Origin of the sequence: Rhizobium sp. NLR8a, assembly GCF_019685235.1 — a bacterium.
In the GTDB taxonomy this organism is placed as follows: domain Bacteria; phylum Pseudomonadota; class Alphaproteobacteria; order Rhizobiales; family Rhizobiaceae; genus Rhizobium.
On sequence record NZ_JABDWI010000016.1, the window covers coordinates 31,910 to 51,741 of the forward strand.

20 protein-coding genes are annotated in these 19,832 nt (G+C 63.0%); 12 read left to right on the top strand and 8 right to left on the bottom strand.

The window, feature by feature from the left end; translation table 11 throughout:
• From HJC04_RS26850 to HJC04_RS26865, 4 genes are all read right to left on the bottom strand, one after another.
• Window positions 1-828: a carbohydrate ABC transporter permease gene (locus HJC04_RS26850; protein ID WP_221147510.1), complete on the bottom strand. Its 828-nt coding sequence runs from the start codon at window positions 826-828 to the stop codon at window positions 1-3.
• Window positions 825-1,760 (bottom strand): carbohydrate ABC transporter permease, encoded by a 936-nt coding sequence (locus tag HJC04_RS26855; protein WP_221147570.1) that lies wholly within the window; start codon window positions 1,758-1,760, stop codon window positions 825-827. The genes HJC04_RS26850 and HJC04_RS26855 overlap by 4 nt, the downstream gene beginning before the upstream one ends.
• 59 nt (window positions 1,761-1,819) lie before the next feature.
• The gene (locus HJC04_RS26860) at window positions 1,820-3,073 is read right to left on the bottom strand and encodes an extracellular solute-binding protein (protein WP_221147511.1); all 1,254 of its coding nucleotides are present in this window, start codon (window positions 3,071-3,073) and stop codon (window positions 1,820-1,822) included.
• 78 nt (window positions 3,074-3,151) lie between these two features.
• Window positions 3,152-3,817: a GntR family transcriptional regulator gene (locus HJC04_RS26865; RefSeq protein ID WP_221147512.1), complete on the bottom strand. Its 666-nt coding sequence runs from the start codon at window positions 3,815-3,817 to the stop codon at window positions 3,152-3,154.
• 130 nt (window positions 3,818-3,947) lie between these two features.
• Between HJC04_RS26865 and HJC04_RS26870 the strand changes: the two genes are divergently transcribed.
• Both HJC04_RS26870 and HJC04_RS26875 read left to right on the top strand, forming a co-directional pair.
• A complete protein-coding gene (locus tag HJC04_RS26870) occupies window positions 3,948-5,144 on the top strand; it encodes a Tm-1-like ATP-binding domain-containing protein (RefSeq protein ID WP_210633573.1) in 1,197 nt (398 codons plus the stop codon).
• Window positions 5,137-5,979 (top strand): phosphoenolpyruvate hydrolase family protein, encoded by an 843-nt coding sequence (locus tag HJC04_RS26875; RefSeq protein WP_409078123.1) that lies wholly within the window; start codon window positions 5,137-5,139, stop codon window positions 5,977-5,979. Before HJC04_RS26870 ends, HJC04_RS26875 begins: the two co-directional genes overlap by 8 nt.
• A 41-nt stretch (window positions 5,980-6,020) precedes the next feature.
• On the opposite strand, the gene HJC04_RS26880 is transcribed toward HJC04_RS26875, so the two are convergent.
• On the bottom strand, window positions 6,021-6,884 hold the full coding sequence (locus tag HJC04_RS26880) for an NAD(P)-dependent oxidoreductase (protein WP_221124349.1): 864 nt from the start codon (window positions 6,882-6,884) through the stop codon (window positions 6,021-6,023).
• A 209-nt stretch (window positions 6,885-7,093) separates the two neighbouring features.
• Between HJC04_RS26880 and HJC04_RS26885 the strand changes: the two genes are divergently transcribed.
• The 3 genes from HJC04_RS26885 (at window position 7,094) to HJC04_RS26895 (ending at window position 8,933) form a co-directional block, all read left to right on the top strand.
• On the top strand, window positions 7,094-7,561 hold the full coding sequence (locus HJC04_RS26885; protein WP_210633576.1) for a universal stress protein: 468 nt from the start codon (window positions 7,094-7,096) through the stop codon (window positions 7,559-7,561).
• 131 nt (window positions 7,562-7,692) lie between these two features.
• Window positions 7,693-8,607, top strand: a complete 915-nt coding sequence (locus HJC04_RS26890) for a DnaJ C-terminal domain-containing protein (RefSeq protein ID WP_221124348.1) — start codon at window positions 7,693-7,695, stop codon at window positions 8,605-8,607.
• Window positions 8,608-8,609: 2 nt separating this feature from the next.
• Window positions 8,610-8,933, top strand: coding sequence for a chaperone modulator CbpM (locus HJC04_RS26895; RefSeq protein WP_210633578.1), 324 nt, complete (start codon window positions 8,610-8,612; stop codon window positions 8,931-8,933).
• Between the two features lie 21 nt (window positions 8,934-8,954).
• On the opposite strand, the gene HJC04_RS26900 is transcribed toward HJC04_RS26895, so the two are convergent.
• Together HJC04_RS26900 and HJC04_RS26905 are read right to left on the bottom strand one after the other, a co-directional pair.
• A complete protein-coding gene (locus tag HJC04_RS26900) occupies window positions 8,955-9,884 on the bottom strand; it encodes a phosphatidate cytidylyltransferase (protein WP_210633579.1) in 930 nt (309 codons plus the stop codon).
• Entirely contained in the window at window positions 9,881-10,558 is a 678-nt protein-coding gene (locus HJC04_RS26905; protein WP_247241822.1) for a 1-acyl-sn-glycerol-3-phosphate acyltransferase, read from the bottom strand. Before HJC04_RS26905 ends, HJC04_RS26900 begins: the two co-directional genes overlap by 4 nt.
• Before the next feature lie 236 nt (window positions 10,559-10,794).
• Between HJC04_RS26905 and HJC04_RS26910 the strand changes: the two genes are divergently transcribed.
• Genes HJC04_RS26910 through HJC04_RS26935 form a run of 6 tightly spaced genes read left to right on the top strand, consistent with a single transcriptional unit; the run spans window position 10,795 to window position 18,027 of the window.
• A complete protein-coding gene (locus HJC04_RS26910; RefSeq protein ID WP_221147514.1) occupies window positions 10,795-11,781 on the top strand; it encodes a BMP family protein in 987 nt (328 codons plus the stop codon).
• An 8-nt stretch (window positions 11,782-11,789) separates the two neighbouring features.
• Window positions 11,790-13,202: an amidase gene (locus HJC04_RS26915; protein ID WP_210633581.1), complete on the top strand. Its 1,413-nt coding sequence runs from the start codon at window positions 11,790-11,792 to the stop codon at window positions 13,200-13,202.
• A complete protein-coding gene (locus HJC04_RS26920) occupies window positions 13,199-14,731 on the top strand; it encodes an ABC transporter ATP-binding protein (RefSeq protein ID WP_221124346.1) in 1,533 nt (510 codons plus the stop codon). Before HJC04_RS26915 ends, HJC04_RS26920 begins: the two co-directional genes overlap by 4 nt.
• On the top strand, window positions 14,721-15,770 hold the full coding sequence (locus tag HJC04_RS26925) for an ABC transporter permease (RefSeq protein WP_221147515.1): 1,050 nt from the start codon (window positions 14,721-14,723) through the stop codon (window positions 15,768-15,770). Before HJC04_RS26920 ends, HJC04_RS26925 begins: the two co-directional genes overlap by 11 nt.
• Entirely contained in the window at window positions 15,767-16,711 is a 945-nt protein-coding gene (locus HJC04_RS26930; RefSeq protein ID WP_221147516.1) for an ABC transporter permease, read from the top strand. The genes HJC04_RS26925 and HJC04_RS26930 overlap by 4 nt, the downstream gene beginning before the upstream one ends.
• A gap of 26 nt (window positions 16,712-16,737) precedes the next feature.
• Window positions 16,738-18,027, top strand: a complete 1,290-nt coding sequence (locus tag HJC04_RS26935; protein WP_221147517.1) for an amidohydrolase family protein — start codon at window positions 16,738-16,740, stop codon at window positions 18,025-18,027.
• Between the two features lie 20 nt (window positions 18,028-18,047).
• Here the strand turns inward: HJC04_RS26935 and HJC04_RS26940 are convergent, their stop codons facing one another.
• Window positions 18,048-18,827, bottom strand: a complete 780-nt coding sequence (locus tag HJC04_RS26940; protein ID WP_210633586.1) for a class I SAM-dependent methyltransferase — start codon at window positions 18,825-18,827, stop codon at window positions 18,048-18,050.
• A 130-nt stretch (window positions 18,828-18,957) separates the two neighbouring features.
• On the opposite strand from HJC04_RS26940, the gene HJC04_RS26945 reads away from it, so the two are divergent.
• Complete coding sequence (locus HJC04_RS26945; protein ID WP_221147571.1) at window positions 18,958-19,824, top strand: alpha/beta fold hydrolase; 867 nt, start codon at window positions 18,958-18,960, stop codon at window positions 19,822-19,824.
• Window positions 19,825-19,832 lie beyond the last annotated feature (8 nt).

Below are 19,832 nucleotides of genomic sequence, written 5' to 3' on the forward strand. Positions count from 1 at the left end.
TCAGCCCTTGATTGCCCCCTGCGTCAGCCCCTCGGTGAAGCGGCGCTGCATCAGGATGTAGAGAAGAATGATCGGCAGGAACGAAATGACGGTGCCCGAGAAGACCAGGCGATAATCGGAGGCATAGGTGCTGGCGAAACGGACCAGCCCGAGCGGCAGCGTCTGTACCTCGGGGCTGATCAGCACGATCAGCGGCAGGAAGAAATCGTTCCAGGTGGAAAGCGCGCTGATGATGACGAGCGCTTGCACCGCGGGTGTCGAGATCGGCAGAAAGACCTTGGTGAGGATCTGGAAATGCGAAGCGCCGTCGATCTTGGCGGCCTCGATCAGATCGTCCGGCACGCCGATGAAGAAGCTCCGCATCAGGAAGATGCCGAAGGGAATGCCGTTGCTGACCTGCACCAGCACGATACCAGCAAGCGTGTTGACGAGATTCAGTCCGAAGAGCACCTGGTAGAGCGGGATGACGATCGCCTGGACCGGCACGGTGAGCCCGAGGATGAAGGCGTAGAACAGCCATTCCCGGCCGGGAAATCGGATCTTGGCAAGCGCATAGCCGGCCGGCGCGCAGGTGATGAGCGACAAGGCGACGACGCCGACGAGGTTGATGAGGCTGTTGCCGACGAGGTCCCCGAAGCCGCCGATCTGCCAGGCGTCGAGATAATTCCGCCACATCAGGTCGGCGGGCCAGGTGAAGGGATCGGCCTGGCCAATCTCGGCCTCTGTCTTGAAGCTCGAGATCACCAGCCAGACGAAGGGAGCGAGGATCAGAATCAGGACCGGGGTTAGCGCCAGCGCCACCGGCCATTCGCGATTGCGCACACTCATTGGGAAAGCCTCGCGCGCCAGCGGTTGAAGACGATGGTGATGGCGATCGCAAGCAGGCTGAGCAGGATGCAGAGCACCGCCGCAAGCCCGTGATCCTGGGACTGGAAGGCAAGCCGGTAGATGTAGGTGGTGATCAGTTCGCTCTGATAGAACGGGCCGCCATTGGTCATGACGAAGACCGTGGCGAAGCCTTTCAGGCCATTGATCATCGCCAGCGAGACGACGAAGGTGGTCACCTCGTGAAGCCCCGGCAGCGTGACATAGATCAGCTTCTGGAAGGCGTTGGCGCCGTCCACTTCCGCCGCGTCGTAAAGCGAGTGGTCGATATTCTGCAGGCCGGCGATGAAGAGCAGCATGTAGAGGCCGAAGCCCTGCCACGAGCTTGCGACATTGACGGAGAACAGCACCAAAGCGGGATCGGAAAGCCATCCTCGCGTGAACGCGCCGAGCCCGATCCGCGTCAGGGCCGTGTTCAGCAGGCCGAAAAACGGGTCGTAGATATTGGCCCAGATGACGCCGACGACGGCGAGCGACACCAGATGCGGCAGGAAGAAAGCGGTGCGGAAGAAGACTTGTGTCACTCTCAGTCTGCTGACGGCAAGCGCCAGCAGCAGACCGAGGCCGCCGGCCATCACCACATGATAGGCCAGCCAGAGGAAGGTATGGACGAGGCTCTTCCAGACGATCGGATCCTGCGCCGCCTTGGCGTAATTGTCGAGGCCGACGAAGCTCGCGGAGGTATTGAAGCCGGCGGAACTGTTGAAGCTCAGCCAGAAGGTGGCGGCGATCGGCAGCAGCGTGAAGACGGCATAAAGGGTGAGCGCCGGCGCCATCAGCCAGAATGCGGTGCCGGCATCGCCATCGGCTGAGCCGGACCCGGCTACCCGGCGTTTGGACATACGGGCGGATGTGCCACCCGTATGTCCCGCCATGGCGGGGACGGTGCTGAGAGGAGCCACGACCTTGCCGCCGGGCGTTTCTGGGATGACCACTATTTCGCCTCTGCCATCTTCGCCTGGATCTGCTTCATGCCGTCCTCGCCGCCGATCTGGCCGGAGATCAGGCCCTGAATGACCTGGAAGTAGGTGTCGAGCACGGGGCCTGGCAGATAGACGCTCGGATTGTAGCCGACGCCGCCTGCGGCAGCCGCGAAGATGTCCTTCAGCACGGGGGTCGGCGGCTCGACACCGGGAATTTCGCGCGGATAGATCATCGTGCTTGCCGGATCCTGCGCGCGCTTCTTCATCACGGCATCCGAAAGCATGAAGTCGATCCACTTCATCGCAAGCTCCGGCTGCTTTGAGTTGACCGGAACGAGCCAGCTCCAGCCGACGCCGCCGGTGGGGATATCAGCACCCTTGATGTCAGAAGGCATGGGCGCATAACCGGCGTTGGCGAGGTCGTAGCCGGCCTTGCGGGCATTGGCGGTGAACCAGGGACCGGCAACGAACATGGCCGCACGCTTGTTGAACCAGAGGCGCGAGGCGCCGTCGAGATCGAGGCCTGCCATTTCCTTCTTGATATAGCCCGCCTCGATCAGCTTCTGCAGCCGGACGGCGCCGGCGGCGACCGATGGGTCGTCGAAAGCGATCTCGCGGCGCAGCGCCTTGCCGATCACTTCCTTGCCGCTCGCCGATTGCAGTAGGTTGCCGAAGAGGTGGCCGGCGCTGCCCGGTGTGCGCGGACCGATGGCGATCGGCTGCAGCCCGGTTTCTTCGATCGCCTTCATCAGCGTTTCGAACTCGGCCCACGTCGCCGGCATTGTCCAGCCCGCCTGCGCGAAGAGATCTTTGTGATACCAGATGCCGAGAGCATCGAGCCCATCCGGAACCTCGTAGATTTCCCCGCCGAACTGGCCCTTCAGCTCGGTGTAGAGCCAGGGATAGATCTCATCCTTCCAGCCGCGCTTTTCATATTGTTCGGTGAGCGGCACGACCTGCTTGGCGTTTTTGACGACGCTGATGCGGCCGATACCGGAATTGGTGAGGATTACGTCAGGCCCGGCATCCGACTGGATCGCCGCCTGCACCGCGCCGTTGCTGATCGTGCCGGTCGGCGGCATGAATTCAACCGTTACACCGGGATTGGCCTTCTCGAAATCGGCCTTGATGCCGTTCCAGAGCTGCGCGACCAGCGGTTCGGTGATCTGCTCCGGACCCCACATTTTCAGGGTCTCGGCATGCGCCGGCAAGCTTACGGCGATCATCGCCGCCAGTGCCGTTGTCCGGGCCAGAAATTTCAGCATTGTTCCCTCCTCCGGGCCGCTCCTTGGCCACGTTTTCCGCTCGTTGAAAGGAGACCTCCCTCTCCTTCATTCACCCGGCTAACGCGCCGGATTTTCTTTCTGAAAGCGCGCCATGACGGCCTGCTGGACGTCGCTGATATGCGCGTGCATCAGCGCCTTGGCGCCGGCGATGTCGCGCGCCCGGAAAGCCTGCAGGATCTGATCGCGCTCCTCGGCGGCCCTTTCGGCCAGGTCACGACTCTCATTGGCGATCGAGCGGCAGATCTGGATCTGCAGCGCGAGCCGCGCCAGCGTTTCGACCAGCGGCGCGCTTCCCGAAAGGTCGGCGATGGTCTCGTGAAATTCCTTGTCGCGGATGCCATAGGTCGCCATGTCGCCGCGGCGCAGTGCCGCCACCGCCTCATCCAGGATGCGCTCGAAGTTTGCGATATGCCGGTCGCTCATCTCCGGAACGGCGAGCTCGACGGCGAAGCATTCGAGAGTTTTGCGCAGAATATAGAGGTCGTCGATCTCCTTCGGCGTGAAGCTGCGCACGAAGAAGCCGCGATACGGCCTGATCTCGATCAGTCCTTCCTTGGCAAGCGTTCCTATGGCCTCGCGGAACGGCGTGCGGCTGACCTGCAGGCGCTCCGTCAATTCCTTCTCATCGATCGAGACGCCGCTCGGCAGTTCGCCGGAGACGATCAGGCGAACGATCTCCTCGTAGATCCGTTCACGAAGGGTGAGGTGGCGAGGTGCGTTCATGATTTCTGTTTCCGTCTGGCGTTCATGATTTAAGTATGCAATATGCGAAATAATATACAATATGGAAAATACAAAAAGCAGGAACTTTATCGAAGTATGTGAAAATTGATCGAAAAGAGGAGGAAAAACAATGGGAAAGGTCTATATCGTCGGTACCTGCGACACCAAGGGCGCTGAATTGAACTATGCCAAGGAGGTGGTTCTTTCGGCCGGAGCCGATGCGGTGCTGGTCGATGTCGGCACGCTGGGGGACGGCGCGGACGCCGATATCAAGGTGCGCGTAGTCGCCCAATTTCATCCCGCCGGTGCGGCGGCCGTCCTTGGACAAACGGACCGGGGGACAGCGGTTTCGGCCATGGCCAAGGCGTTGACGGCTTTTCTCAATTCGCGTGGCGACATCGGTGCCGTGCTCGGTCTTGGCGGAACCGGCAATACCGCACTGGTCACGGAGGCGATGCGGGCACTGCCGATCGGGGTGCCGAAACTGATGGTCTCGACGGTCGCCTCAGGCAATGTCGCGCCCTATGTCGGGCCGAACGACCTCACCATGATGTATTCGGTCGTCGACGTCGCCGGCCTGAATGCCATCTCGCGCAAGGTGATCGGCAATGCCGCCAATGCGGCGGCCGGCATGGTCCGCAACCCCATTCCCGCCTCGGCGGATGACCGGCCGGGCATCGGCATGACCATGTTCGGCGTCACCACTTCCTGCGTCACCCAGGTTCGCGAGATGCTCGGCGAGACGCATGAAATCTACGTCTTCCATGCCACCGGCGTCGGCGGCCAGTCGATGGAGAAGCTTGCCGATTCCGGTCTGCTGCAGGGCGTGATCGACGTGACGACGACGGAGGTTCCCGATCTCCTTGTCGGCGGTGTTTTTCCGGCGACCGAGGATCGCTTCGGTGCCATCGTCCGCACCGGCCTGCCCTATGTCGGCTCGGTCGGTGCCGTCGACATGGTGAATTTCGGCGCGCGGGAAACGGTGCCGGCAGCCTTCCGCGACCGCAGGCTCCACATCCACAACGCGCAGGTGACACTGATGCGAACCACGCCGGAAGAGAACAGCAGGATCGGCGCCTTCATCGTCGACCGGCTCAACCGGATGCAGGGGCCGGTTCGTTTCCTGCTGCCGCTTCAGGGCGTTTCGGCAATCGACGCCGCCGGTCAGCCGTTCCACGATCCCGAAGCCGACGCGGCACTGTTTTCCGCCATCCGGACCGGCTGGCACGACGCGCCGAACAGGCGCCTCGTCGAGGTCGATGCCCATATCAACAGCCCGGAATTTGCCGTCGCACTCGTCGCCGGCTTCCATGAGATCCATGCCTGAGGAGAGAGTTTTGACCCGTATCGATAGAAACGACATATTGACCAAGCTTCGACGGAAGATCGCCGAGGGCCGGCCGATCATCGGCGGTGGCGCCGGCACCGGCCTTTCCGCCAAGAGCGAGGAAGCCGGCGGCATCGACCTGATCGTGATCTACAATTCCGGCCGTTACCGCATGGCCGGGCGCGGCTCGCTGGCCGGCCTGCTGGCCTATGGCAATGCCAATGAGATCGTCAAGGAGATGGGCCGCGAGGTGCTGCCGGTTGTGCGCCATACGCCGGTGCTTGCCGGCGTCAACGGCACCGACCCCTTCATGCTTCCCGATCACTTCCTCGACGAATTGAGGGCAACGGGTTTTGCCGGCATTCAGAATTTCCCGACCATCGGGCTGATCGACGGCACCTTCCGCGCCAATCTCGAAGAGACCGGCATGGGCTTCGATCTGGAAATCGACATCATCGCCCGCGCCCACGCCAAGGACATGCTGACGACCCCTTACGTCTTCAGCAGCGACGACGCCGTGGCCATGACCAAGGCCGGCGCCGACATCGTTGTCTGCCATCTCGGCCTGACCACCGGGGGCGCGATCGGCGCCGAAACGGCGCTGACGCTCGACGGCTGCGTGGAAAAGATCAACGCGTGGTCGGATGCCGCAAGATCGGTGCGCAACGACGTCATCGTGCTCTGCCACGGCGGGCCAATCGCCATGCCCGCGGATGCGGCCCATGTGCTCGCCCGCTGCAAGGGCTGCAACGGCTTTTACGGGGCAAGCTCGATGGAACGCTTGCCGACCGAGGTCGCGATCAGGGCGCAGGTCGAGGACTTCGCAAAGATATAGGCGCGGCTTCGACCGGCTGCACGCCAACGGCCGGCGATGAGCTATGGCATGACCATCGCGCCAGAGGCTTGCTGGGAGCGAAGGATCTGGTCCAGCTGTGCGACGAGGGCGCGGCTGCCTTCCACATCCTCCGCCAACCTGGAGAAAACATCCGCCATGCCGCGGAAGATGGTTGCCGCCGGATCGCCCTCTCCGAGGAAATCGGCAATCTCCTGCATTTCGGCAACCCAACGATAGGCCTTGGGATACATGTCTGGAATGGATTTCGACAGCTTGCGGTCGAAATCGGGAAGGCTTTCGGAGAGCTCGGCCTTCAGGCTCTCAGCCGCGCCCGAGCGCGATGCGGCAAGCAGCATGGCAGCGCCAAGGCCGATAAATCCCTTGTTGATGCCGGCATAACACATTTTCAGCGCCGAAGCTGCGCCGAGCGGTCCGTCCAGCCTGCGGACCCGTAAGCCGTAATCTTCGAGCAGTCTGCTTCGCTCCGCGCCGTCGCCGCTGACATAAAGGGTCGGACCTGATTTTCCGGCAACCGGCGGCCCTCCGATGATAGCGCCGTCCAGCACCGTCACGCCGATGCCGTCGAACCGGGCTGCAAGCGCCTGCATTGTCTTCGGTGCAATTGCATTGAGGTCGATGAAGGGCGGCGCCGGCGTCCTCGCCGATATGTCGGCAACCAGTTCGGCGACTCTGAGTGCCTCAGCTGGCGGAACGATCGACAGGATCAGCTCGGCTTCGGTCAGCTCTTGGCGGCCGACCGGCACCATGCCGGTTGTCTTGGCTCGCACGATCGTCTGCTCGCTTCGGCCATCGAGGCAAGTCAGCACCGTAGCGCCATGCTCGATCAATCGTTTGGCGACCGCGCTTCCCATTGCGCCCGCTCCGATAATGGCAAAGCTCGGCATCTGAAACCTCGATGTTGTGACGGCACCCGCATGAGAGTTACCGCCGATCGGGCGGTCGTCAACTGCGACAATGCGGCTGAATTCTCGTCTTGAGGCGGCCGATGGTTGCCAATATGCCGGCGGCAGTCCGGCTTGACTTTAGTCAAAGCAGGCGCTGTGGATAGCCTTATGATCAGGCAAATGACTCGCATTCGAGGATATTGATCTCAATGTATCGCACGATCATCTGCTGCATCGGCATGGGCTCGAGACAGACGGCCAACCGTCTGCTGCGCCGGGCTGCGGCGCTGGTGGATGAAGGCGGAACGATCGTCGTCATGCATGTCATCGAGAATATCCCGCGCCACCACCTGACCGGTGTCCCCGAGGAATTCGAGACGGCTGCCATTATCGACGCCGAACGGAAACTTGCGTCGCTGTGCAAGGAGCTGGACATCCCGGCGATGATCGAAGTTCGCATCGGCGTTGCCGCCTCGCTGCTCGTCTCGGCCGCAAGGGAGAGAGCAGCCGATCTCATCCTGCTGTCATCCCACGTGCCCGATATCACCGACTATGTCTTCTCCTCGATCGTCGAGAAGGTCGTGCGCCATGCAGGGTGCTCGGTTCTCATCGACCGGCGCCTCGATCATGCCGGAGAAGATTCTGCGGCTCAAACAGAAGACGTCGTTTCGCTCTGATCCTGGCGAGCCTCCGCCGATCATGGCATGACGGGATTTTGACGCTTGGCATCCCCTCCCCTGCGGCGGCCCGGCAACCTATATCAATCCCAACCCAACCAGCAGTATTCACTGCCCGACCGGAGATATGCATGAGCCAGGATCCTTATGAGCTTCTGGGCGTGAAGCGAGATGCGACGCAGAAGGATATTCAAAGCGCCTTCCGCAAACTCGCCAAGAAACTTCACCCCGACCTCAACCCCGGCGACAAACACGCCGAGGACAGGTTCAAGGAAATTTCGACCGCCTACGAGATTTTGAGCGATGAGGAAAAGCGCGGCCGCTTCGACCGCGGCGAGATCGATATGTCGGGCGCCGAGCGGGCCCAGCGCAACTATTATCGCGATTATGCCGCGGCCAGCGGTCCCAACGATCCCTATCACAACAGCGCCGGCTTCGCCGATTTCGGCGACGCCGATGACATCTTTGCGAGCTTCTTTTCGCGCCGCACCGGCGGTGGCCGGTCGCGCAGCCAGGGTCAGGATCGGCGGTTCTCCATGGAGGTCGATTTTCTCGAGGCCGTCAACGGCGCCAAGACCGAGATCAAGTTTCCCAATGGCCCCGCGCTCGAGGTGCAGATCCCGCCGGGAACCCGCGACGGCCAAACCTTGCGGCTGCGCGGCAAGGGTGAACCGGGCATTGGCGGTGGGCCAACGGGCGATGCGCTGATCGAGATTCGCGTGCGGCCCCATCGCTTCTTCACGCGTGACGGTGACGACATCCGCCTGGAACTGCCGATTTCGCTCAGCGAAGCCGTGCTCGGCGGCAAGGTTCGGGCACCGACGCCGTCCGGACCGGTCAGCCTGACGCTGCCGCCGCATTCCAACACCGGCAAAGTACTGCGTCTCAAAGGCAAGGGTGCTCCGAAACGCGGCGGTGGACACGGCGACGTCTACGTCACCCTGAAGATCGTATTGCCCGACCGCCCCGACGAGCGGCTCACGTCTCTGGTGGAGGAATGGGCGGCCGCACATCCATACGATCCGAGAAAGAACATGGAGGCCTGATCATGGATGATCTCGAATTCCGTCTTTACTTGAAAATCGATGTCGTCCAGCTCGATTTCTGGATCGAACACGGCTGGCTGATCCCGGAGACGTCGAGCGGAGGGCGGCAGTTTCGCGAAGTTGACGTCGCCCGTGCCCAGCTCATCCTCGATCTCATCGGCAATATGGGTGTCAACGAGGCCGGCGTCGACGTCGTCATGAACCTGGTCGACCAGCTCCACGGCCTGCGAGGAACGATGAGCAAGCTCATGACGGCGATCAGCCGCCAGGAGCGCGAGGTCCAGCAACGGCTGTTCGATAGTCTCCAGAATATCGACCGGCTTTAGAAATTGGCCACGTGCGTCTCTTCAGGTTGTGTACCAGTAGCGGACGATGTGGAAGAACAGCGGCGCCGCGAAGGTGATAGAGTCCAAGCGGTCGAGCACGCCGCCGTGACCCTCGATGACATAACCCCAGTCCTTGGCGTTGAGGTCGCGCTTGATCGCCGAGAGTACGAAGCCGCCGAAGAAGCCCGCGACGACGATGACCGTGCTGACGGCCGCCGCCTGCAGCGGCGAGAACGGCGTCAGGCGATAGAGCAGCGTTCCGACAAGGATGGCCGAGGCGCCGCCGCCGAAGAGGCCTTCGAGCGTTTTCGATGGGCTGATATTCGGCGAGAAACGATGTTTTCCGAGAAGCTTGCCCCAGACATATTGGAAGACGTCGCTGAGCTGCACGACGATGACGAGATAGACCAGGAGAAGGGCCGAGGGCGTGCCGGTCTGCAGCATCAGAAGTGCGGGAGCATGGCTGATCGAATAGACTGTCAGCATCAATCCCCATTGCACCCTGGCGGTGCGCGCCAGGAATTCGTTGACGTCGCCTGTCAAAGTCGCCACTGCTGGCAGGATCAGGAAGGCATAGACCGGGATGAAGATCGCGAAGAGGCCGTACCAGAGTGTCCCGAGTAGCACATAGTGCACCGGCAGCACGACGAAGAAGGACAGGAACAGCGCCAGGTGATCGCCGCGCCGCGATGGCGTCAGCGTCCAGAATTCGCGAAGCGCCATGAAGGACAGGAATGCGAAGAGGACGACCACCGCAGTATCGCCGAGCAGTATCGCACCGCCGAATATTGCCACCATGATCCACCAGGAGCGGATTCGGGCATTGAGATTGTGGACGGTCGCGACGGATCCGGGCTCGGTCGCGCGCCGCTGAAGGATGAAGCCGATGGCCGAGGCGACCGCCAGCAGACCGAGGATTGCGGCAAGCACGATGGAGAAAAAGCTGCTCATGCGATGTGCTTTCCGTCCGCCAACTCGATGACTGCTGCACGGGCGCGGGCCAGGAACACGTCCTTTGCTTCGCCCGGTTCGATGCGCAGCGGCTTGCCGAAGCGCGCCGTGCAGGTGATCGGCACGATGAGCCAGCTTCCCTTCGGCAGGATGCGCTGAAGATTGTCGAGATGGATCGGCACGAGATCGACATCGGGGAAACGGCAGGCAAGGCGATAGATGCCGCTGCGGAACGGGGCGATCTCCTCGCTGGCGCTTCTCGTGCCTTCCGGGAAGATCAGGACCGAGCGCCCCTCCTCGAGCAGGCGCTCGACCGGCTCCAACGGGTTGCTCTCGGGCAGAGGCTTGCGGTCTATCAGGACGGCGCGCAGGCCTTTCTCGGCAATGAAACGCCGAAAAGCGCTCGTTCCCCAGTAATCGCGCGCCGCGACCGGGTGGGTCAGCCGCCGCACCGGCCACGGCAGCGCAGCCATGACGGCAACGGTATCGACATGGCTGTTGTGATTGGCGAAATAGATGCGGCGGCGGGGGTCGGGCGTACAGCCCCGCCACTCGCTTCGGGCGCCGACCATGATCCGGACGAACAGCACGAGAAGGCGACGGACGAGCGCGACCGGCCAGGACGACGACCGGCTCGCGATCGGCCGCCCCGAGGCGTCTTCTTCTTCACCCATTTCAATGTCCCCAACCCAATTGATCTATGCATAGCCTGCCGGAGTCGTCGCGCCAAGCCCTGCAAACCCGGCCCGAGAAGCACGGCGGCAGCGCGCGTGCAGCCCTGCCATATCTCGTTCTTTCAGCCAGGTCGTGGCGACCGATCAGCCTGATTTTTAAGCTCATTCGTTGCTTGACACATTTTTGGGCGTTGCTATGATTTTTGAACCAAATGGTAAAAAAAGGGGAGCAATCAATGACCAAAGACATCCTGATTTCACGCCGGGCAGTCATCGCATCGGGCATTGCGCTTGGCGTCAGCGGCTTCGCCCCGCTGGCAAGGGCTGCTGCGCCGTTGAAAGTTGCCGGCATCCATGCGTCGCCGGTTGAAAATGCCTGGAACTCCTGTCTGCACAAGGCCCTCCAGGATGCGGCCAAGGACGGCGTCATCGAATATGTCTTCTCCGAGGGCGTCTCCGGCACCGATTATCCCCGCGCCATGCGTGAATATGCCGAACAGGGCAACAAGCTGATTATCGGCGAGGCCTATGCGGTGGAAAAGGAGGCGCGGCAGGTCGCGGCCGATTATCCCGATACCGCTTTCGTGCTGGGTTCAAGCGGCGAGCAGGCCGGCGACAATTTTGGCGTCTTCGGCACCTGGAACCATGACGGCGCCTATCTCGCCGGCATGCTGGCGGGCAAGATGACCAAGTCGAACATCGTCGGTTCGGTCGGCGCCATTCCGATCCCCGAGGTCAATATGCTGATCAACGCCTTTGCCGCGGGCGTCAAGGCGGTCAACCCCAATGCCAAGCACCTCGTCTCGTTCATCGGCACCTTTTTCGATCCGCCGAAGGCCCGTGAAGCCGGTCTTGCCCAGATCGACGCCGGCGCCGACATCCTGTTCGGCGAGCGCATCGGCACGGCCGACGCTGCCAAGGAACGCGGCATCAAGTCGGTCGGCTCGCTGGTCGATTACACGCCGCGTTATCCGGATACGGTGTTTGCCAACGCCATGTGGTATTTCCGCCCGATCCTCAATGCCGCGATCGCCGATGTCGCTGCCGACAAACCAGTCGGGAGGAACTACACGTCTTACGGCCTGATGAAGGAAGGCGGCAGCGATATCGTCTTCGTCAAGGGCGTGGCGCCTGCCGAGGCGGAGGCCGCGATGGAAGCCAAGCGGGCGGAGATCAAGGCCGGCACCTTCCAAGTTCCGAAGTTGATGGAAGAGCCGAAGTAGTTCGCCCCATGCAGGGCGATGCGACGGAACTGGCGGCAGCGATCAGGCATGGCAGCCTGAGTGCTGCAGAAGCGTTGCAGATCTCCCTCGAGGCCGCCGCACGGCATGAGTCGCTCGGCGCGATCGCCTATCTCGATGCCGCCATGGGTTTCGCCGCGGCGCACGCCTGCGATCGGGAGCGGCAGAGCGCGCCCGGCGATTTTGCCGCCCGGCCCTTTCCCGGCGTGCCGACCTTGGCGAAAGATCTTGGCGGCCCCTTTGCCGGGTTGCCGGTGACGGCTGGTTCTCGCCTCTTCGAACGAAAGGGCGGCGAAGCCGATTCCGATCTTGCTTCTCGGTTCCGCGATGCTGGCTTCTGCCTGTTCGGCTTGACGACGAGCCCGGAATTCGGCCTTTCGCTCGCCAGCGAACCGGCAATCGGGCCTGTCTGCCGCAATCCGCTCGATCCGGCCCGCACCGCCGGCGGCTCCTCCGGCGGCGCTGCGGCGGCGGTTGCGGCCGGGATCGTCGCGATCGCCCATGCCACCGACGCCGGCGGCTCGATCCGTGTGCCGGCCGCCTGTTGCGGCCTCGTCGGACTGAAGCCGACCCGCGGCGCCATTCCGGGCGGACCATCCTTCGGCAACCACCTCGCCGGCATCGCCAGCGAACTCGCGGTCTGCCGCTCGGTGCGGGATACGGCACTGATTTTCAGCCGGCTGACCGGTCATGCGCGCGGCCCTGTTGCGGATCCCTCCCCTGTCGATACCGGCGCTGGCCGTTTGCGGATCGGCCTGCTGACCGATACTGGGTCGGCCTACCCGACCGAGGGCGATCGGCTCACAGCCGTCGAGGCGGCGGTGCGCGTGCTCGAGAACGATGGACATGTCGTCGTCCCGCTCGCCTGGACCGACTTCGAATGGAGCGTCATCGCCAGCAGCCGCGCCTTCGCCGATATCGTTTCCGTCAACCTCGCCGCGCTCATCGAGGCGGCAGTGCTCGATGAAAGCAGGGCCGAGCCTCTCACGCAGGCTTTCGCGGCGCGCGGGCGGGCACTGTCGGCCATTATGCTCTGGAACACCCTGAGCGACGCCGTCCTGGTGAGCCATCGTCTCTGGTCACTGTTCGACAGGGTCGATTGCATCCTGATGCCGATGCTCGCCGCCGCGCCCCTTGCGATCGGCTCCTTTCCGTCCGATCATGCCGACACGGAACTGCATCTCGAACGAATGGCGGCATTCGCGCCGCTTGCCTGCCTGGCCAATATTTCGGGTTTTCCTGCTTTGACGCTCCCTTTCGGACAGGATCAACAGGCTATGCCGCTGCCGCTGCAGCTCTTGGCGCCTATGGGCCACGAGCCACGCCTTCTGTCGCTTGCCGCACGCCTGGAGGCCGAGGGGCGATGGCAGCACCGGTTTCCGGTGGCGGGATTGTTGTCATGACCGGGTCTGTTCTCGAGATTGTCGGCGTCAGCAAACGCTTCGGCGCCAATCTCGCCAATGACGATATTTCCATGACCCTCGCCAAGGGCGAGATCGTGGCCCTGCTCGGCGAGAACGGTGCCGGCAAGACCACGCTGATGAGTATCCTTTTCGGCCATTACGTGCCGGATGCCGGCCGAATTCTGATCGACGGCGCCGAGCTGCCGCAGGGAAAGCCGCGCGCGGCAATCCGCGCCGGCGTCGGCATGGTGCACCAGCATTTCTCGCTCGCCCCCAATCTGACGGTCCTTGAAAATGTCATGACCGGCACGGAGGGACTATGGTCCTGGCGTTCGGCAACGTCAGCGGCGCGCAAGAAGCTCCTGGCCATTTCCGAGCGCTTCGGCCTCACGGTTGATCCCGACGCTCGCCTTGGCGATCTGTCGGTCGGCGAGCAGCAGCGAGTGGAAATCCTCAAGGCGCTCTACAACGACGCCCGCATCCTCATCCTCGACGAGCCGACGGCGGTGCTGACCAACATCGAGGCCGAGCGGCTGTTCACGACGCTGAAGGAAATGGCCCGCCAGGGCCTGTCGTTGATCTTTATCTCGCACAAGCTCGATGAGGTCATGGCTGCGGCCGACCGCATCGTCGTCTTACGCGGCGGCAAGATGGTCGCCGAACGCAGGTCAGCGGAAACCGGCAAGGCGGAACTCGCCGAACTGATGGTCGGGCGGCGCGTCACACGGCCCGTGCGCGAGCCGTCGACACCCGGGGCCATTGCCCTCGAAGCGGACGGCGTGACGGTGCGCACCGGCGGCGTCGATCGGCTGAAATCGGTCAGCTTTCGGCTGCATCAGGGCGAGATCCTCGGCATCATCGGCGTTTCGGGCAATGGCCAGGCGGCGTTGGCGCGCCTTCTGTCCGGCACGCTGGCGCGCAGCGGCGGCGACCTCAGGCTGTTCGGGGAAGCGGTCGGTCATCTCGGCGTCGCCGATGTCGTCGAAGCCGGCATTGGCCGCATTCCCGAGGACCGCAACCATGAGGGCGTGATCGGCGAAATGGCCATCTGGGAAAATGCGGTGCTGGAGCGCATCGCTTCGCCCACCTTCTCGCGCCGCGGGCTCGTCAACCGCAAGGCCGGCATGGCCTTTGCCCGCGAGATCATCGACGGCTTCGACGTTCGCGGCGGCGGCCCGGCAACCCGCGCGCGGCTGCTGTCCGGCGGCAATATGCAAAAGCTCATTCTCGGGCGCAGTCTATATCGGCGGCCGCGCATCCTGATCGCGGCGCAGCCTGCGCGCGGCCTCGATGAAGGTGCGGTTGCCGCCGTGCATGCGCGCCTGCTGGAAGCTCGTCGGCAGGGGACTGCGGTGCTGCTGATCTCGGAGGATCTTGACGAGGTGATTGCGCTTGCAGACCGCATACAGGCGATCGTCGGCGGCCGGCTGTCGCCGCCCGTCGACGCCGATGGCGCCGACGCCCGCAGGCTGGGGCTGATGATGGCCGGCGAATGGCAAGAGACCCGCGAGGCCGATCATGCGATTTGAGCGCCGCGAGCACCGCCCGCTTTACCTGCTGATCGCCACCCCCGTCATCGCCATCATCGCGGCGCTGGCGCTGGCGGGCATCTTGATCTCGATCGCCGGCGCACCTGTTCTCGACGCCTATTGGCGCATTCTGACCGGCGCCTTCGGTTCGCGGCTTTCGGCGACCGAAACGCTGACACGGGCAACGCCGCTGATGCTGACCGGGCTTGCTGCCGCCGTCGCCTTCCGGGCGCGGCTCTGGAATATTGGCGCCGAGGGCCAGTTCTATCTCGGCGCCATTGCCGTTGCGGCAGCAAGTTCGAAACTGCTGGGTAATCTTCCCGCGCCCATCCTCGTCCCGCTCCTGCTGCTGATCGGCGCCATCGCCGGCATGGTGCTGATCCTGGTTCCGCTATGGCTCAGGCTGCGCTTTTCCGTCGATGAGGTCGTCACCAGCCTGCTCATCAACTTCATCGCCGTGCTTTTCGTGTCGATGCTGATCGACGGGGTTCTCAAGGATCCGCTCGCTTTCGGCTGGCCGCAGTCGCAATCCGTCAGCGATCACGCCATGCTGCCGAAGCTGATCGCCCGCTCGCGCCTGCATATCGGCTTTGCGATCGCCATCGTTCTTGCCGTCGTCGTCCATTTCGTTCAGTCCCGTACGGTGTTCGGCATGCAGTCCCGCGCTGCGGGCCTCAATCCCGCCGGCGCGGTCTTCGCAGGTGTGCCCCTCGGCAGAACGCTGGTGAAGGTCGCCTGCCTCTCGGGCGGGCTTGCGGGGCTTGCAGGCGCGATCGAGGTGATGGGCGTCAAGGGTTACGTGACGACCGATCTGTCGCCCGGTTTCGGCTACGCCGGCATCGTGGTGGCGATGCTTGCCAATCTCAATCCGCTCGGTGTCGTCTTCGCCGCCATTTTCACGGCCACCATGTTCGTGGGCGCCGACGGCATGAGCCGGGGTCTCGGCATCCCGACCTATATCGCCGATGTCACAGTGGCGCTGTCGCTGCTGACGATGCTGATCGCGTTGTTCTTCACCCAGTACAGGATCCGGCGATGATGCAGCTGTTCGATATCATCGCCTCCGCCGGCCTCTGGGCGGCAATCCTGCGGATCGCCACGCCGCTGATTTTCGGCACACTCGGCGCCCTGCTCTGTGAACGGGCGGGTGTGCTCAATCTCGGCATCGAAGGCATCATGACCTTCGGCGCGATGATCGGCTGGCTTTCCGTCTATCATGGCGCCGATCTCTGGACCGGCCTGCTGATTGCTGCGATCGCCGGCGGCGTCTTCGGTCTGCTGCATGCGGGGCTGACGGTGACGCTCGGCCTCTCGCAGCATGTCTCCGGTCTCGGCGTCACGCTCTTTGCATCGAGCTTCAGTTATTATGTCTTCCGGCTGATCGTGCCGCTTGCCAATACGCCGCCGACCATCGTGCCGTTCCAGCCGATCGCCATTCCCGGCCTCTCGACGCTGCCTTTCATCGGCCCGGCCTTCTTCACGCAGACCGCGCCGACCTATCTTGCGATCCTGATCGCCCTGTTGATGGCCTACATCATCTTCCGCACGCCCATGGGGCTTGCGATCCGCATGACCGGCGAAAACCCGCATGCTGCGGAAGCCCAGGGCGTCAATCCGATGAAGGTGCGTTACGGCGCGGTCATCGCCGGCAGCGCGCTGATGGGAATGGGCGGCGCCTTCCTGACCTTGTCGGCGTTCAACAGCTTCTTCCCGACCATGGTGCAGGGGCGCGGATGGATCTGCATCGCGCTCGTCGTCTTCGCCTCCTGGCGGCCGGGCAGGGCGCTTTTCGGCGCCCTGCTCTTCGCGTTCTTCGATGCCTTTCAGCTTCGGCTGCAAACCGTGCTGAGCGGGCTTGTGCCCTATCAGCTCTTCCTGATGACGCCCTATATTCTCTCCATCGCCGCGCTTGCCGTCATGGCCCGCCGCGCCCGCGTTCCGCAGGCGCTGATGCAGCCCTACCGCCGCGGCGAGCGCTGAGACCGTCCACATCCTACGAGGCTCCGATGTTCGATCTGATCGTCAGAAACGCAAATCTCCCCGATGGCCGCACCGGCATCGATATCGGCATCGAGGGCGGCAGGATCTTTGCCGTCGAGCCCAATCTCCAGGCGCAGGCTGGCGAAGAAATCGATGCAACCGGCAGGCTGATCAGCCCGCCTTTCGTCGATCCGCATTTTCATATGGACGCCACCCTGTCGCTCGGCCTGCCGCGCATGAACGTCTCCGGCACGCTGCTCGAAGGCATCGCACTTTGGGGCGAGCTGCGCCCCATCGTGACGAGGGAAGAACTGGTCGATCGCGCGCTGCGCTATTGCGATCTGGCGGTGACGCAAGGCCTGCTTTTCATCCGCAGCCATGTCGATACCAGCGATCCCAGGCTGGTGACGGTCGAGGCGATGATCGAGGTCCGCGAGAGGGTCGCGCCCTATATCGACCTGCAATTGGTCGCCTTCCCGCAAGACGGCTATTACCGCTCGCCGGCCGCGATCGACGCGCTCAACCGTGCTCTCGACATGGGCGTCGACATCGTCGGCGGCATTCCGCACTTCGAACGGACGATGGGCGAAGGGACGGCCTCGGTCGAGGCGCTCTGCCGTATCGCCGCCGATCGCGGCCTGCCGGTCGACATGCATTGCGACGAAACCGACGATCCGCTCTCGCGCCATATCGAGACGCTGGCCGCGCAAACCATCCGCTTCGGACTGCAGGGACGTGTCGCTGGCTCGCATCTGACCTCGATGCATTCGATGGACAATTATTATGTTTCCAAGCTCATCCCGCTGATGGCAGAGGCTAAGATCAACGTCATCCCCAATCCGCTGATCAACATCATGCTGCAAGGCCGGCACGATACCTATCCGAAACGCCGCGGCATGACCCGCGTGAGGGAGTTGATGGATGCCGGGCTCAACGTTTCCTTCGGGCATGATTGCGTCATGGACCCGTGGTATTCGATGGGATCAGGCGACATGCTGGAGGTCGGCCATATGGCGATCCATGTCGCGCAGATGGCCGGCATCCAAGACAAGAAGAAGATCTTCGATGCCCTGACGGTCAACTCGGCAAAGACGATGGGCCTTTCAGGTTACGGCCTGGAGAAGGGATGCAACGCCGACCTCGTCATCCTCCAGGCGCGCGATACGCTGGAAGCGCTGCGGCTGAAGCCGAACCGACTGGCCGTGATCCGCCGCGGCAAGGTTATCGTCCGCTCGGCGCCGCGCATCGGCGAGCTTTTCCTGGACGGGCGTCCGGCCCGGATCGATAGTGGTCTGGATTACGCGCCGCGCTATTGAGACGCGACGACGCCTGCGCGCTATCTCGTTGCGCGGCGGGCTGTGATGATCCAGGCGCGGGAGTCGAAAAACACACCCTCCGGCGCCATATGCGCCGCCAGCAAATCGCGCAGACGCTGCAGCGGTTTGCCGGGCGGCTCATCGGTGCGTGCGAGCGCGTCCTTCACAAGATAAAGGCCGGCGAGCGCCTCGGACGCCGCATCGACGTCCGGTCCATAGAAGACCGGCTCTCGCACGTCGGCAAAATCGATCGACGTAAAACCTGCGGTACTCAAAAGGTCCTTCGCAATGGGAGGATTGCCAAGCGAAAACGGATTGGGACCACCTGCCGAAACCGTAGTTGCGGGCGCCAGGGCCTGCCGGATGGCGCCAGACCACTCGTTATGCTCCCGGCTTTGCCATACCATCCACACAAGGCGCGCGCCCGGACGCATCGCCCTGCCGATATTGGCAAATGCCGCCGCCGGATCGGCAAAAAACATCACGCCGAACCGGCTGATGCAGAGGTCGAAGCCGGCAGCCGGAAAGGCATGGAATTGCGCGTCTGCCTGCTCGAATACCACATTTCGCAAACCTTCCGCAGCACTCCGTCGCCTTGCGACTTCGAGCATCTCGGCTGATGTATCCACTCCGACCGCTTTTCCTTGCGGCGCGGCGCGGGCGGCCTCGCGCGTCGTCTGTCCCGCGCCGCAGCCGATATCGAGCACCAGGTCACCGGGGGCAACGCCGGCAGCAATACGCAGGTGCCGATTGTGTCTCGCCAATTCCGCGTCGTAAAAGTCGGCACGATCCAACGCCATAACACTCACTTTGCTTTGTTCGAGGATCAATCTTCAGTCTGATGGGGTTTCGCGTGCCAAAACAGATTGCATATGAGGATCAGTTATGCAAGATGAAGACTGGTTGCGAATTGCAATCGGAAAGATGGGTATGGAAATGACCGGGTCAACTCTCGTCGCCGAAAAGATCGTCGCATTCGAAAATGTGCAACTGCACACCCAGGCCTTCGGCGATCCGGCCCACCCGCCCGTATTGTTGATCATGGGGGTGATGTCTTCGATGCTGTGGTGGCCGGAAAGGTTCTGCGAGGAACTCGCCGCACAAGGGCGCTACGTGATCCGCTACGACCAGCGCGACACCGGCCTTTCCACGTGTTATCCGCCGGGCGAGCCGGACTATTCGTTTAGCGATCTGGCCGACGACGCCATCGCCGTTCTCGACGGTTATGGAATTGAGGCCGCGCATCTGGTGGGCATGTCGATGGGCGGTTTCGTGGCGCAAGAGGCCGCATTGCGCCACCGCCGGCGCGTGCGGACACTTACCGTGATCAGCTCGTCGCCGGTCGGAGTCGACGGCCTGCCTTCTTCGACCAAAGCTTACAAGGAACATTCCGCCGCTGCCGAAAGTCTCGACTGGTCGGATCTTGGGACCATCGCCGATTTCCTGCGCCGCGATTCAGCCATGCTGGCCGGCACCAGGCATCCGCACGATGCCGAGGCGGCAACCGCCCTCATCGCACGCGACATGAGCCGCGCCGCGTCCTTTGTCAGCGCGATCAACCATTTCATGCTGTTGAGCGAGGATGGCGCCGCCACGTTGCATGCGTCCGGTATCGATGTGCCGGTTCTCGTAATTCACGGGACGTCGGATCCGCTCTTCCCGATCGAACACGGAGAGGCCTTCACCCGTGTCGCGCCGAGCGCTGAGCTGCACCGGCTTGTTGGTGGCGGGCACGAAATTCACGATCGGGACATCGACGAAATGGTGCGTATCATTGCCGATCGCACCGGGTTCTGACCCGCCTG

Coding starts and splice junctions, on each gene's coding strand:
- HJC04_RS26915 (WP_210633581.1), top strand. CDS start 11,790: ATGCAGGGCGATGCGACGGAACTGGCGGCAGCGATCAGGCATGGCAGC.
- HJC04_RS26870 (WP_210633573.1), top strand. CDS start 3,948: ATGGGAAAGGTCTATATCGTCGGTACCTGCGACACCAAGGGCGCTGAA.
- HJC04_RS26940 (WP_210633586.1), bottom strand. CDS start 18,827: ATGGCGTTGGATCGTGCCGACTTTTACGACGCGGAATTGGCGAGACAC.
- HJC04_RS26925 (WP_221147515.1), top strand. CDS start 14,721: ATGCGATTTGAGCGCCGCGAGCACCGCCCGCTTTACCTGCTGATCGCC.
- HJC04_RS26890 (WP_221124348.1), top strand. CDS start 7,693: ATGAGCCAGGATCCTTATGAGCTTCTGGGCGTGAAGCGAGATGCGACG.
- HJC04_RS26900 (WP_210633579.1), bottom strand. CDS start 9,884: ATGAGCAGCTTTTTCTCCATCGTGCTTGCCGCAATCCTCGGTCTGCTG.
- HJC04_RS26930 (WP_221147516.1), top strand. CDS start 15,767: ATGATGCAGCTGTTCGATATCATCGCCTCCGCCGGCCTCTGGGCGGCA.
- HJC04_RS26865 (WP_221147512.1), bottom strand. CDS start 3,817: ATGAACGCACCTCGCCACCTCACCCTTCGTGAACGGATCTACGAGGAG.
- HJC04_RS26860 (WP_221147511.1), bottom strand. CDS start 3,073: ATGCTGAAATTTCTGGCCCGGACAACGGCACTGGCGGCGATGATCGCC.
- HJC04_RS26910 (WP_221147514.1), top strand. CDS start 10,795: ATGACCAAAGACATCCTGATTTCACGCCGGGCAGTCATCGCATCGGGC.
- HJC04_RS26875 (WP_409078123.1), top strand. CDS start 5,137: ATGCCTGAGGAGAGAGTTTTGACCCGTATCGATAGAAACGACATATTG.
- HJC04_RS26905 (WP_247241822.1), bottom strand. CDS start 10,558: ATGGGTGAAGAAGAAGACGCCTCGGGGCGGCCGATCGCGAGCCGGTCG.
- HJC04_RS26850 (WP_221147510.1), bottom strand. CDS start 828: ATGAGTGTGCGCAATCGCGAATGGCCGGTGGCGCTGGCGCTAACCCCG.
- HJC04_RS26895 (WP_210633578.1), top strand. CDS start 8,610: ATGGATGATCTCGAATTCCGTCTTTACTTGAAAATCGATGTCGTCCAG.
- HJC04_RS26920 (WP_221124346.1), top strand. CDS start 13,199: ATGACCGGGTCTGTTCTCGAGATTGTCGGCGTCAGCAAACGCTTCGGC.
- HJC04_RS26880 (WP_221124349.1), bottom strand. CDS start 6,884: ATGCCGAGCTTTGCCATTATCGGAGCGGGCGCAATGGGAAGCGCGGTC.
- HJC04_RS26855 (WP_221147570.1), bottom strand. CDS start 1,760: ATGGCGGGACATACGGGTGGCACATCCGCCCGTATGTCCAAACGCCGG.
- HJC04_RS26945 (WP_221147571.1), top strand. CDS start 18,958: ATGGAAATGACCGGGTCAACTCTCGTCGCCGAAAAGATCGTCGCATTC.
- HJC04_RS26935 (WP_221147517.1), top strand. CDS start 16,738: ATGTTCGATCTGATCGTCAGAAACGCAAATCTCCCCGATGGCCGCACC.
- HJC04_RS26885 (WP_210633576.1), top strand. CDS start 7,094: ATGTATCGCACGATCATCTGCTGCATCGGCATGGGCTCGAGACAGACG.